The organism is Williamsia maris, from assembly GCF_024171815.1.
Taxonomy (GTDB): Bacteria; Actinomycetota; Actinomycetes; order Mycobacteriales; family Mycobacteriaceae; genus Williamsia_A; species Williamsia_A maris.
This window is the reverse complement of sequence record NZ_JAMTCJ010000001.1, coordinates 363,380-375,740: the sequence shown is the minus strand read 5'-3', so window position 1 is coordinate 375,740 and position 12,361 is coordinate 363,380. Positions and strand designations below refer to the sequence as shown.

Below are 12,361 nucleotides of genomic sequence, written 5' to 3'. Positions count from 1 at the left end.
TGCAATGCCGGGAGATGGACGACTATCGGACACATGCCGATGACGTCGAATCCGGGTCCACGATGAGACAGATCCCTCGCGGGATCTGGGTTCTGCTCGCGGCCAACTTCGTCATCGCCCTCGGCTACGGCCTGATCGCCCCCGCGCTCCCGAACTTCGCCCGCAGCTTCGACGTGTCGGTCGCCGCGGCGACGGTGATCGTCTCGGCCTTCGCGATGATGCGCCTGCTGTTCGCCCCCGTCAGCGGGAAGTTGGTGTCGCTGCTCGGTGAGCGACGGATCTACCTCACCGGACTGCTCATCGTCGCGGCCTCGACACTGGCGTGCGCCTTCGCCCAGAACTACTGGCAGCTGTTGATCTTCCGCGGTCTCGGCGGCATCGGGTCGACGATGTTCAGCGTCTCCGCGCTGGCGCTGCTCATCCGGCTCTCACCCGCGGATCTGCGCGGCCGCGTCTCCGGCTTCTTCAGCGGCGGGTTCCTGCTCGGCAACATCACCGGTCCGCTGATCGGTGCGGCGCTGGTCAGCTACGGCCTGCGCCTGCCGTTCGTGGTCTACGCCGTCGCCCTGCTGATCGCGTCGGCGGTCGTGGCCACCCAGCTGCGGGGCGTCGGCGGGCGTCCCGTCGCCGGTTCGGGTCCGGTGATCGACCCCATCGGGTTCCGGGAGGCGCTGCGCGACAGGACCTATCGGGCGATCCTGGCCTCGAGCTTCACCCAGGGCTTCGCGAGCCAGGGCGTGCGCGTGGCCCTCGTGCCGCTCTACATCGTCTACGGGCTCGACGAGTCCAGCGCATGGTCGGGTGTGGTGTTGGCGATCTACGCCGCGGGCAACGTCGCGTCCATCGTCGTCGCGGGCCGACTGTCCGACCGCTACGGCCGCAAACCGATCATGCTGCCCGGCCTCGCCCTGATGTCGGGCGCGACGCTGGTCCTCGGATACAGCGGGTCCCTGTGGGTGGCCGGCGTCCTGAGCTTCGTGGCCGGCACCGGGTCGGGTCTGTTCGCACCCACCCATCAGGCGGCCCTGGCCGACCTGCTCGCCAAGCGCGGTCAGGGCGGTACCGCGCTCGCCGCCTTCCAGATGATCTCCGACGTCGGTGCGGTCAGCGGACCGATCCTCGCGGGGTTGATGGTCGACCACGCCGGCGGCTACGGTCCGGCGTTCCTGCTCACCGGCGCGGTTCCGCTCGTGGCCCTGGCGCTGTGGTCGGTCGCCCGCGAGACCGCCCCGGTGCGTACCGGGGAGGCCGTCGACAAGCCCGTCATCACCTCGGTCCCACCCGCGGCCGACGGCGACGCGACCATCGAGCCGCCTCGTCGGTGAGCGGCGATCACGCCGCGCTCGCATTACCGTGTCCGCATGAGTGATCAGAGCGGATCTGCCGTCGATCCCGGATCGGCGCCACCCCTCGGTGCCAACTCCGAGGTGGGCCGGCTCCGCAGCGTCATGCTGCATCGGCCGGGCGACGAGCTCCGACGACTGACCCCGCGCAACAGCGACCAGCTCCTGTTCGACGGTCTGCCCTGGGTGGACCGTGCGCAGGAGGAACACGACACGTTCGCGCAGGTGCTGCGCGATCACGACGTGGAGGTGTTGCTGCTCGGCGACCTGCTGCGCCAGACCATCGAACTCAGTGGCGCGGCACGCATGCAGGGTATTGCCGCCGCGGTCAGCGCGCGGCGTCTCGGGCACCATCTCGCGCAGGAACTCGCAGGTCATCTGCGCACCCTCCCGCCCGCCGACCTGGCCACCATCCTGATGGCGGGCATGACGTTCGACGAGATGCCCGAGAGCCCGGCCGCCGCGCGGGCATCGCTGGTCCGTCGGATGCACCACGGCGTCGAGTTCGCGATCGACCCGCTGCCCAATCTTCTGTTCACCCGGGACAGTTCGTTCTGGATCGGCACACGGTTCGCGATCACCACCCTCGCGCTGCCCGCGCGGATGCGCGAGACGTCGCTGACGGACCTGATCTACGCCCATCACCCGCGGTTCCGGGGTGCCCGTCGCGCATATGAGTCGCACAGTGCCCCCATCGAGGGCGGCGACATCCTGCTGATGGCGCCGGGGGTCGTCGCGGTCGGTGTCGGTGAGCGGACAACGCCCGCGGGCGCGGAGGCGCTGGCGCGCAGCCTGTTCGACGACGGACTCGCGCACACCGTGCTCGCGGTCCCGATCGAGCAGCGGCGCGCGTCGATGCATCTCGACACCGTCTGCACCATGGTCGACACCGACGCGGTCGTGATGTATCCGGTGATCCAGGACTCGTTGTCGGCGTTCACGATCCGGATGGACGGGGGCACCCCGACCGTCGTGGGACCGGCGCCGTTCGTCGAGGCGGCCGCCGACGCGATGGGCATCGGCAAGCTCCGGGTCATCGACACCGGACTCGACGCGGTCACCGCCGAACGCGAGCAGTGGGACGACGGGAACAACACCCTGGCGATCTCGCCCGGCGTCGTCGTGGCCTACGACCGCAACGTCGAGACCAACCGGCGCCTGCGGGATTCGGGCATCGAGGTCCTCACCATCGCCGGCAGCGAACTCGGCTCCGGCCGCGGTGGTCCGCGCTGCATGTCGTGCCCGGTCGCGCGCGATCTGCTGTGACGGCCTGCAGATGAACATCACCATCGACCCCGACTCCGCCGAACCGCCGTTCGAGCAGGTGCGTCGCCGGGTCATCGAGCTCGTCGCCGCCGGCGATCTGCTCGTGGGGACCAAGCTCCCGACCGTCCGCGCACTCGCCGCGGAGCTGTCGATCGCGCCCAACACCGCGGCGCGGGCCTACCGCGAACTCGAGGCCGCCGACGTCATCGAGACGAGAGGCCGCAACGGGTCGTTCGTGAAGGCGCGATCGGACTCCGCGGACGCGAAAGCGCAGCGCATGACGGTGGCGCACGTCGCCGAACTGCGCGCGATGGGCCTCGACGACGCCTCGATCGCCACCATGCTCGCGACGGCGCTGTCGGGGTCCTGAGCTGCGTCGACACAAGACGACGCGGGGCGGGCAACTGTTACGAGTCGATGTCCATTTGTCGACTCGTTTGAATGTCTGAACCAAAGCCTGCGACAGTAAAGGGATGGTTACGACTACAGAAACACGGTTGTCAGGGGACGGTGGTGACACCGGAACCCGTGATCCACGGTCATCGGAGCCCAACGCGCTTCGTGTCGACTTCGTCGTCTTCGGCGTCACCGCCGCGCTGATCGTCGGGTTCCTGATCTGGGGTCTGGTCGACAAGGCCGGCCTCAAGGACGTGACGGCGAACATCCTCGGGTGGATCACCGACAACCTCGGATGGATGTTCATCCTGTCGGCCACCGGGTTCGTCCTGTTCGCGATCTTCCTGGCGGTCAGCAAGTACGGCAAGATCCCGCTCGGTCGCGACGGCGAGAAGCCCGAGTTCAAGACGATCAGCTGGATCGCGATGATGTTCAGCGCCGGCATGGGCATCGGCCTGATGTTCTACGGCGCCAACGAACCGCTCACCCACTACGTCAACGCCCCTCCCGGCAAGGAGGGCCAGAACGTCGGAGTGGCCATGGCCACCACGATGTTCCACTGGGGCCTGCACCCGTGGGCGATGTACGCCGTCGTCGGACTCGCCATCGCCTACAGCACCTACCGGTGCGGACGCGGTCAGCTGATGAGCGCGGTGTTCGCCCCGCTGCTCGGTGACCGCGCCAACGGGTGGGGCGGCAAGGTCATCGACATCCTCGCGATCTTCGCGACCCTGTTCGGAACGGTGGCCTCGCTGGGGCTCGGTGCCGCACAGATCGGTTCGGGCTTCGAGGAACTGAACATCGTCGGGGAATCGGGCAAGCTGTTGCTCGTCGCGGTCATCGCAGTCCTCACCGCGGCGTTCGTGGCGTCGGCCGTCTCCGGTGTCGCCAAGGGCATCCAGTGGTTGTCCAACATCAACATGGTGCTGGCCATCGTGCTGGCCGTGTTCATCTTCGTCGTCGGACCGACGGTGTTCATCCTGAATGTGGTCCCCACCTCGCTGGGTTCGTACTTCAACGAGATCACCTCCGACGCCGCACGATCGGGCGCGAGCACCGATGCCGCCGGTCAGGAATGGCTCGCCGGCTGGACCATCTTCTACTGGGCCTGGTGGGTCTCCTGGACCCCGTTCGTCGGTATGTTCCTGGCCAAGATCAGTCGCGGCCGTACCATCCGGCAGTTCGTGCTCGGCGTGATGATCGTGCCGTCGTCGGTCTCGCTGGTTTGGTTCGCAGTGTTCGGCGGTACCGCGATCAATCAGGAGATGAACGGAAAAGGCCTGTCCAACAGCCCGAACGAGGAATCGCAGCTGTTCGACATGCTCGGCAATCTCCCGTGGGCGGGCATCGCGTCGGTCCTGGTGATGTTGCTGGTCGCGATCTTCTTCGTCTCCGGCGCCGACTCGGCCTCGCTGGTGATGGCGACGCTGTCCGAGCGCGGTAGGCCCGAGCCCACGAAGAAGACGACGGTGTTCTGGGGTGTCCTCACCGGTGCCGTTGCCGCACTGTTGTTGTGGGTGAGCGGTGACGATGCGCTCCAGGGCATCAAGACGATGGCGATCATCGCGGCGCTGCCGTTCGTGATCGTGATGATCCTGATGTGTGTCTCGCTGTACAAGGATCTGCGGCGTGATCCGCTGATCCTGGCGGAGAAGCACCGCACCGACGATCTCGACGGCAAGCTGCGCGTCCACGCGAACACCATCGCGGCCACCGACGACACCAACGACGTGTTGCCGTCCGACGATCTGCCGGTCGACGAGTCGTTGGTCGCCGCCGACCCGTCGGGGGAGGCCCGGCCGGGCACGACCACCAGCTGAGCTGTCGCACCACAGAAGCCACTCGCGAGCCATCCGGTTCGCGAGTGGTTTCTTTTGTCCCGCACACCTCCTTGTTCTCCAGCCGAACAATCGGTACTGTCCAGTACCAATTGAGGTCGGGACATCTCAGGGAGTTCACCTTGTTCACACCACGTCGCTCTGCCCTCGCGTTCGCCTGCGGTCTGGCCGCGGCCATGGGCATCGGTCTCGGAGCCGCCCCGGCCTCGGCCGCCCCGGTGACGGTGTACTCGCCGCCGTCGTTGCTCAGTGCGCCTGCGATCGACATCCTCTCCGCGACAGTGGACTACGGACGATCCGCCGGATCACTGTCGGCGACCATCTCCCTGCGTGGGGCGCCGGTGCCACTGGCCAACGGCGGGCCGGGCTATTCGGTGGTGCTCTACGGCCCCCAGAAGTACATCGGTGGCGGTGCGGTGATCGCGTTGTCCTCGGTGGGTGTGCCCGGTGATGCGCGACTCGAGGTCAGTCGCGCCAACGACGGGATCACCACGTCAGTCCCCGTGCGAGTCCGCTTCCTCGGCAACAGGGTGGAGTTCACCGCGATCGATGATCGTCTCGCCGGCCTCGACGTCCGATACTTCGACGTCCAGTCGACCAAGACCCGATCACCGGAGCCCGGCAGCTTCTTCGGGATCGACGGGATTTACGGTCGCGCCCTGCGCTGACCTGTGGGATCGGGAGGCGGTGTCTCCACGCGCGCGATACGGTTTGATCCGACGCCGTGTCACGGGCCGGCGGACTCCGATACCCACAGAGGACGACAATGATCGAGTTCGAGCGGGTCTCGAAGACATATCCGGACGGAACGGTCGCGGTCGACGAATTGGATCTGACCGCACCGAGCGGTGAGATCACCGTTCTCGTGGGCCCGTCGGGGTGCGGGAAGACCACAACGATGCGCATGGTCAACCGCCTGATCGACCCGACGGCCGGTCGCATCACCCTCGACGGCACCGACACCGCGTCCATCGACGCGGTGACGCTGCGCCGCCGTATCGGGTACGTCATCCAGAACGCCGGACTGTTCCCGCATCGCACCGTCGTCGACAACGTCGCCGCACTGCCGCGACTGCTCGGCGGCGGCAAGAAGCAGACCCGCGCCGCGGCCATGGATCTGCTCGACCGTGTCGGACTCGACGCGACGTTCGCCAAGCGGTACCCGTGGCAGCTCTCCGGCGGACAACAGCAGCGTGTCGGCGTTGCCAGGGCTCTGGCCACCGACCCGCCGTTCCTGCTGATGGACGAGCCGTTCAGCGCCGTCGACCCCATCGTCCGCGCGCAGCTGCAGGACGAGTTCCTGCGCCTGCAGAGCGACATCTCGAAGACGATCATCCTGGTGACCCACGACATCGACGAGGCCCTCAAACTCGGTGACCGCGTCGCCGTGCTGCGACAGGGCGGTCGGCTGGCCCAGGTCGCGACACCCGCCGGACTGCTCGAGGCCCCGGCCGACGCGTTCGTCGCCGACTTCGTCGGCAGCACACGGGGATACCGCTCATTGGGTTTTCGATTCGGAGACGCCGACCTCGTCCCGCAGACCGAGCCGTCGGTGACCGTCGGTGAGCCGATCGGCGAGATCGACGGACGCTGGGCCCTGGCGGTCGACACCGACCACCGACCCATCGGCTGGGTGGACGTCACCGCGGTCGGGACCCGACCGGTCCAGTCACACGACATCAACCTCGCAGGCACGGTCGCGCGCGCAGGCAGCCCACTGCGCGAGCTGCTCAACTCGGCGCTGTCGAGCCCGGCCGGTCGCTGCGTGATCGTCGGTGACGACGGCGTGCTGGTCGGTTCGGTGACCGACACCGACGTCCTGGCCGCGATCCGCCGGGCCCGCGCGAGCGAGGGCGCGGCGTGAGCAAGATCGTCGACTGGGTCGGCGACAACTACGGACTGGTGTGGTCGCTGACGGTCAGCCACATCTGGCTGACGTTGGTCCCCACCGTGATCGGTCTGCTCATCGCTCTACCGCTGGGCTGGTGGGCGTATCGCTCGCGACGCAGCTACACCCCCATCGTCGGGATCGCGGGCCTGTTCTACACCGTGCCGTCGCTGGCGCTGTTCATCTTTCTCCCGCCGATCATCGGCACGAGGATCCTCGACCCCATCAATGTCGTTCTGGCGCTGACGATCTACACCGTCGCGTTGCTCGTGCGGGTGGTCGCCGACGGACTCGCCTCGGTGCCCGTGGACACCGTTCTCGCCGCACGCGCCATGGGATACCGGACCTGGCAGATCCTGTTCCTGGTCGAACTACCGGTGGCGGTGCCGGTCATCAGCGCCGGCCTGCGGGTGGCGGTGGTGTCGAACGTGAGCATCGTGACGCTGGCTGCGCTGCTGGGCATCTCACAGCTCGGGTCCCTGTTCACCCAGGGGCTTCAACTGCAGCTGTACGGGCCCCTGGTCTCCGGCGTGGTGATGTGTGTGGTGCTCGCGGTGATCTTCGACGTGGCGATCCAGGTGGCCAACCGGCTCGCCACCCCCTGGCGTGAACGGATCGTGACCTCGTGAACGTGCCCGGCTGGTTCGCCGACAGCTCCCACTGGACCGGACCGGACGGCGTGCCGGCCCAGGTCGGACACCACCTCGTCTACACCCTGCTCGCACTGGGCATCTCGCTCGTGATCGCCGTGCCGCTGGGGATGTTCATCGGCTACACCGGACGCGGTGGGGCACTCGTGGTGGGATCGGCCAACGCCCTGCGCGCGCTGCCGACCCTCGGCGCCCTGGTGCTGCTGTTCCTGCTGATCTCCTCGAGCGTCAGCGGACAGGCGGTCTACCTGATCCCGACGACCGCGGTGCTCGTGTTGCTCGGCGTGCCACCCATTCTCGCCGGCACCTACGCAGGCATCCAGAACGCCGACTCGGGAGCGGTGGGCGCGGCGCGGGCGATGGGCTACACCCGCGCCCAGATCCTGATCCGGGTTCAGCTGCCGTGTGCGCTGCCGCTGATGCTGTCCGGGATCCGCAGCGCGACACTCCAGATCGTGTCGACGGCCACCGTCGCGGCCTACGTCGGGTTGCAAGGTCTCGGCCGGTTCATCCTCGACGGGCGCGCCGAGGCCGACTTCACCAAGATGACCGCAGGCGCCCTGCTCGTCGCGGTTCTCGCTATAGCGTTCGAGGTGCTGTTCGCTCTCGTCGGCCGATTCACGATCTCGCCCGGCCTGCGACGTTCCGAGACCTCGTCGATACGCTCCCGACCCTCACCGGCGATCCCGGTGCCGGGCACGTGAAGGCCACCGATCCCCGCATCCCACCGACAACGCACCACCCAGCGTCACCACACCGAGGAGAACCGCAATGAAGAAGACCACCCTGGTCGCGGCGGCCATCGCCGCCGCGAGCGTCCTGACCATCTCGGCGTGTGGCGGCGACCCACTCGACAGCAACACCGACCAGTCGGGCTCGTCGGGTTCGCAGATCATCATCGGCTCCGCGGATTTCACCGAGAGTCAGCTCGTCGGTGAGATCTACGCGCAGGCCCTGCAGTCCAAGGGGGTTGCGGTGAAGACCCAGTTCAACATCGGTAGCCGCGAGGTCTACTTCACCGCGCTCAAGGACTCGTCGATCGACCTCGTCCCCGAGTACACCGGAGCGCTCCTGAAATACCTGGACGAGAAGTCGACGGCCTCCACCCCGCAGGCGGTGGACGCCGAGCTCACCCAGAAGCTGCCCGAGGGCATCGTCGGTCTCACGCCCTCGCCCGCCGAGGACAAGGACGCGATCTGTGTCACCCAGGACACCGCGTCGAAGTTCAAGCTCGCGAAGGTGTCCGATCTCGCGCCGGTCGGCGGAGAACTCGCGCTGGGCGCGGCGCCGGAGTTCAAGACCCGAGTGCAGGGTGTGGTCGGATTGAAGGACGTCTACGGCGTCAACTTCAAGAGCTTCGTGCCGCTCGACGCCGGCGGCACCCTCACGATGAACGCACTCACCAGCGGTCAGGTCCAGGCGGCCAATCTCTTCACCACCGACCCGGGTATCGCCAAGAACAAGCTGGTTGCGCTGACCGATGACAAGTCGTTGTTCTCGGCGCAGAACGTGCTGCCCGTCATCAAGAAGTCGAAGCAGACCGACACCGTCACCACCACGCTCAACGCGGTCTCGGCGAAGCTGACCACCGATGACCTCATCGCGCTGAACGGTCAGGCGGCCGACGGCACCAAGGCGGCCGACATCGCCAAGCAGTGGCTGGCGGCCCATCCCGTCTGACGTCGCCCGTGGCTTCGGCTTGATGTAGCTCGAAGGGCATACGAGAGATGCAATACTGCGGGTAACCACATCCGGTCGGGGAACGCTCACAGGAGTACGTATGTCTCACACTGCACGTCGTTCGGTCGTCGCCGCTGCGCTCGGGGTCGCCGTGGCCGTGGGCGCAGGGGTGTGTGCGGCCCCCGCGTCGGCGGCGCCGGTCACCGTGCAGTCACCGGTCAAGCCCGGGGCGAAGAAGAGCACCGACATCCGCTCGGCCACGGTCGACTACGACCGTGCGCGGGGACGCCTGGCCGTGACGCTCGTGATGCAGGGCGGGATCACGCCGGGACCGGGTGAGGGACCGAACTACTCGGTTCTGCTGTTCGGTCCGCGCAACGCCACCGGCGGGTTCGGTCAGTCGGTTCTCTCGCTGCTGTCGCTGGGGTACCCGGCCAACGGCTCGCTCGTGGTCAACCCGCCCGGGACCGCCGTCGACGAGTTGGTGCCCGTCGACGTCAAGTACCTCGCCAACCGGGTCGAGTTCCGCGCAGCAGATGACAAGCTGAAGAACCTGCCGCTGCGCTACATGCAGGTGCAGACGAGCATCGACCGCATCTTCATCGCGAGCAACACCGCGACGACCGACGCGATCTACGGACGGTTCATCGGAGCCCCGGCCCGCCCGTAGTCCTCGACGACGACATCGGTGGCCGTTCCTCCCGCTCAGCGGGAAGAACGGCCACCGATTTCTTGTCTCAGCGCCAGCTCGGCAGCCACATCTGCAGGTTCCACATGTGCAGCGAGATCGGCTGGCCGGTGAGGATCGGCCACAGCCAGATGAAGTTGGTGATCACCAGGCCGATGTACACCGAGGCGAGGACCACCCCGAGCATTCGTCGCTCCCGGCCGAACTTCCGCCATCGCCCGTCGGCGCCGAGCAGATCACCGACGCACAGCGCCAACCCCATGATCAGGAACGGCGCCATCGCGGCGGCGTAGAAGAAGTACATCTGCCGGTCGAGGTTGAGGAACCACGGCAGGAACGACGCCGCGTAGGCGACGATCACGACGGCGTAGCGCCAGTCGCGGCGGAGCAGGAACTGCCACAGCCCCCACAGCAACATCGGGAACGCGAGCCACCACATGGCCGGCGTGCCGATCAACATCTGGACGCGGATGCACTCGCCGGCACCACACTTGTCGGGGCCGTTCTGCACCGCGTAGAGCATCGGCCGCAGCCCCATCGGCCACGTCCACGGCTTCGACTCCCACGGGTGGTGATTGCCCGTCGAGTTGGTCAGGCCCTCGTGGAACTTCAGGATCCCGGCCTCGTAGTACCAGAGCGAACGGAACGCGCCGGGCACCCAGGCGAACGGGCCGTCGTAGCCGATCGAGTTGCCGACCTCGTAGCGGTAGACCGACGTCTCGCTCGCGAACCACGGCGCGAAACTGCCGAGGTACACCAGGATCGGGACCACACCCAGGCTGAAACCGGACGGGATGACGTCGCGACGCAGTGTGCCCATCCACGGCCGCTGCACGTGATAGGCCTTGCGGTTGGCGATGTCGAAACCGATGGCCAGAAGCAGGAAGAACATCACGAAGTAGATGCCCGACCACTTGGTGGCACAGCCGAGTCCGAGCAGCACCGCGGCGCCGAACCGCCACCAGCGGAAGCCCAGGCGGGGACCGAACGGGGAGTCCGCGATGCGGCCCTCGCTCCACACCCGGTGCAGACGCGAGCGCATCTGGTCGCGGTCGGCGACCAGCGCGGCGAGGCCGCCGAGCACGAAGAAGATCTGGAAGATGTCGAGCATGCCCACGCGCGAGGACACGAACGTGACGCCGTCGCAGATCATGAAGACCGCGGCGACCGCCCCGATGAGCGTCGAGCGGCTCAGACGTCGCGTCAGCCGGAACACGATCAGCACCATGATGGTTCCGACGACCGCCGAGGCGAACCGCCATCCCAGTGGGGTGTAGCCGAACAGTCCTTCACCGACCGCGATCAACCACTTGCCGACGGGCGGGTGGACGACGAGCCCGTAGGCGGGGTTGTCCTCGATCCAGTTGCCTCCGGTGAGGACCTGCCACGCCTGCGGGACGTAGTGCTTCTCGTCGAAGACCGGGGTGCCACCGTCAGTGGGGACATTGAGTCCCCAGAACCGGGTGACGGCCGCGATGGCGGTCAGGACCGCCGCGACGATCCAGCCGCGTCGGGTGTCGGTGGCGCCGAACACCGGGTCGGGGACGCGGGGGCCCGGCGCATCGCCGAGGTCCTCGGTCGCGCCGAGGTCGTCGTCCGAGCCGTACAGCCGGGCGGGTTCGACCTCGTCGAGCGGGTACTCCCACGCCGTGGCGTCCCCGTTTCGTCCGTCGCCGGACGCCGGATCGGCGGTGTCGTGTATCGACGGGGCTGCGGTCACCCGATCAATCGTAGGCTGTCCGATGATGACGATCACGGATGACAGTGCTGCGGGCGCGCTCCTGGGCAACGGGCGGCTGGTTCTCGCGGCCACCCCGATGGGGCAGCGCGACGATGCGTCCCCGCGACTGCGCGCCGCACTGACCACCGCCGACGTGGTCGCCGCGGAGGACACGCGCCGCGCGAAGTCGCTGGCGAGCGCTCTCGGCGTCACCATCGGCGGTCGCGTGGTCAGCTACTACGACCAGGTCGAGGCCCAACGCACGCCCGCCCTGGTCGCCGAGATCACCGGGGGCGCGACGGTCCTGCTGATCACCGACGCGGGGATGCCATCGGTCAGCGATCCCGGCTATCGACTGGTCGTGGCCTGCGCCGATGCCGGTCTCGCGATCACGTGCCTGCCCGGCCCGTCGGCGGTGACGACCGCGCTGGCCCTCTCGGCGCTGCCCGTGGAGCGGTTCTGCTTCGACGGGTTCGCGCCGCGCAAGACCGGGCAGCGTCGCGCCTGGCTGGGCGAGCTGGTCGAACAACCCCGCACCGTGGTCTTCTTCGAATCCCCACACCGTCTCGCCGACACCCTCGTCGACGCGGTGTCGGTGCTCGGCCCGACGCGACGAGCCGCCGTCTGCCGCGAACTGACCAAGACCTATGAAGAGGTCAAGCGCGGGACACTCGAGGAACTGGCCCGGTGGGCCGCCGACGGGGTGCGCGGCGAGATCACCGTCGTGATCGAGGGGGCCGTGCCCGTCGAGCAGGATCTCGACACCCTCGTCGAACGCGTCGGAGTCCTCGTCGACGCCGGCGCAGGCCTCAAGGACGCGTGCGCGCAGGTCGCCGCCCCGACGACCACCGGCAAGCGTGAGCTGTACCAGGCCGTGCTCGACAGTCGCTGA

The 12,361-nt window shown here is 67.8% G+C and carries 12 protein-coding genes; 11 read left to right on the top strand and 1 reads right to left on the bottom strand.

Annotated elements, in window-relative coordinates:
• Nucleotides 1-62 precede the first annotated feature (62 nt).
• The 10 genes from LX13_RS01760 (at nt 63) to LX13_RS01715 (ending at nt 9,731) form a co-directional block, all read left to right on the top strand.
• The gene (locus LX13_RS01760) at nt 63-1,325 is read left to right on the top strand and encodes an MFS transporter (RefSeq protein ID WP_253659593.1); all 1,263 of its coding nucleotides are present in this window, start codon (nt 63-65) and stop codon (nt 1,323-1,325) included.
• Between the two features lie 36 nt (nt 1,326-1,361).
• Nucleotides 1,362-2,609 carry an arginine deiminase gene (gene arcA / locus LX13_RS01755; protein WP_253659592.1) on the top strand — a complete coding sequence of 416 codons (1,248 nt, stop codon included), beginning with the start codon at nt 1,362-1,364 and terminating at the stop codon, nt 2,607-2,609.
• Between the two features lie 10 nt (nt 2,610-2,619).
• The gene (locus tag LX13_RS01750) at nt 2,620-2,979 is read left to right on the top strand and encodes a GntR family transcriptional regulator (RefSeq protein ID WP_253659591.1); all 360 of its coding nucleotides are present in this window, start codon (nt 2,620-2,622) and stop codon (nt 2,977-2,979) included.
• A gap of 103 nt (nt 2,980-3,082) precedes the next feature.
• Nucleotides 3,083-4,825 carry a BCCT family transporter gene (locus tag LX13_RS01745; protein ID WP_372499778.1) on the top strand — a complete coding sequence of 581 codons (1,743 nt, stop codon included), beginning with the start codon at nt 3,083-3,085 and terminating at the stop codon, nt 4,823-4,825.
• Nucleotides 4,826-4,965: 140 nt separating this feature from the next.
• Entirely contained in the window at nt 4,966-5,511 is a 546-nt protein-coding gene (locus LX13_RS01740) for a hypothetical protein (protein WP_253659590.1), read from the top strand.
• A 98-nt stretch (nt 5,512-5,609) separates the two neighbouring features.
• Nucleotides 5,610-6,707, top strand: coding sequence for an ATP-binding cassette domain-containing protein (locus tag LX13_RS01735; protein WP_253659589.1), 1,098 nt, complete (start codon nt 5,610-5,612; stop codon nt 6,705-6,707).
• Nucleotides 6,704-7,360, top strand: a complete 657-nt coding sequence (locus LX13_RS01730) for an ABC transporter permease (protein WP_253659588.1) — start codon at nt 6,704-6,706, stop codon at nt 7,358-7,360. Before LX13_RS01735 ends, LX13_RS01730 begins: the two co-directional genes overlap by 4 nt.
• A gap of 2 nt (nt 7,361-7,362) precedes the next feature.
• Nucleotides 7,363-8,085, top strand: a complete 723-nt coding sequence (locus LX13_RS01725; RefSeq protein ID WP_372499849.1) for an ABC transporter permease — start codon at nt 7,363-7,365, stop codon at nt 8,083-8,085.
• 67 nt (nt 8,086-8,152) lie between these two features.
• Nucleotides 8,153-9,061: an ABC transporter substrate-binding protein gene (locus LX13_RS01720; RefSeq protein WP_253659586.1), complete on the top strand. Its 909-nt coding sequence runs from the start codon at nt 8,153-8,155 to the stop codon at nt 9,059-9,061.
• 100 nt (nt 9,062-9,161) lie between these two features.
• Nucleotides 9,162-9,731 (top strand): hypothetical protein, encoded by a 570-nt coding sequence (locus tag LX13_RS01715; RefSeq protein WP_253659585.1) that lies wholly within the window; start codon nt 9,162-9,164, stop codon nt 9,729-9,731.
• Between the two features lie 67 nt (nt 9,732-9,798).
• Here the strand turns inward: LX13_RS01715 and LX13_RS01710 are convergent, their stop codons facing one another.
• Nucleotides 9,799-11,358 (bottom strand): dolichyl-phosphate-mannose--protein mannosyltransferase, encoded by a 1,560-nt coding sequence (locus LX13_RS01710; RefSeq protein WP_301300598.1) that lies wholly within the window; start codon nt 11,356-11,358, stop codon nt 9,799-9,801.
• A gap of 136 nt (nt 11,359-11,494) precedes the next feature.
• Between LX13_RS01710 and rsmI the strand changes: the two genes are divergently transcribed.
• Nucleotides 11,495-12,361: a 16S rRNA (cytidine(1402)-2'-O)-methyltransferase gene (gene rsmI, locus LX13_RS01705; RefSeq protein WP_253659584.1), complete on the top strand. Its 867-nt coding sequence runs from the start codon at nt 11,495-11,497 to the stop codon at nt 12,359-12,361.

Bases quoted from the DNA above. Each gene is read 5' to 3' on its own strand.
- rsmI (WP_253659584.1), top strand. From the start codon at position 11,495: ATGACGATCACGGATGACAGTGCTGCGGGCGCGCTCCTGGGCAACGGG.
- LX13_RS01715 (WP_253659585.1), top strand. From the start codon at position 9,162: ATGTCTCACACTGCACGTCGTTCGGTCGTCGCCGCTGCGCTCGGGGTC.
- LX13_RS01745 (WP_372499778.1), top strand. From the start codon at position 3,083: ATGGTTACGACTACAGAAACACGGTTGTCAGGGGACGGTGGTGACACC.
- arcA (WP_253659592.1), top strand. From the start codon at position 1,362: ATGAGTGATCAGAGCGGATCTGCCGTCGATCCCGGATCGGCGCCACCC.
- LX13_RS01720 (WP_253659586.1), top strand. From the start codon at position 8,153: ATGAAGAAGACCACCCTGGTCGCGGCGGCCATCGCCGCCGCGAGCGTC.
- LX13_RS01735 (WP_253659589.1), top strand. From the start codon at position 5,610: ATGATCGAGTTCGAGCGGGTCTCGAAGACATATCCGGACGGAACGGTC.
- LX13_RS01750 (WP_253659591.1), top strand. From the start codon at position 2,620: ATGAACATCACCATCGACCCCGACTCCGCCGAACCGCCGTTCGAGCAG.
- LX13_RS01760 (WP_253659593.1), top strand. From the start codon at position 63: ATGAGACAGATCCCTCGCGGGATCTGGGTTCTGCTCGCGGCCAACTTC.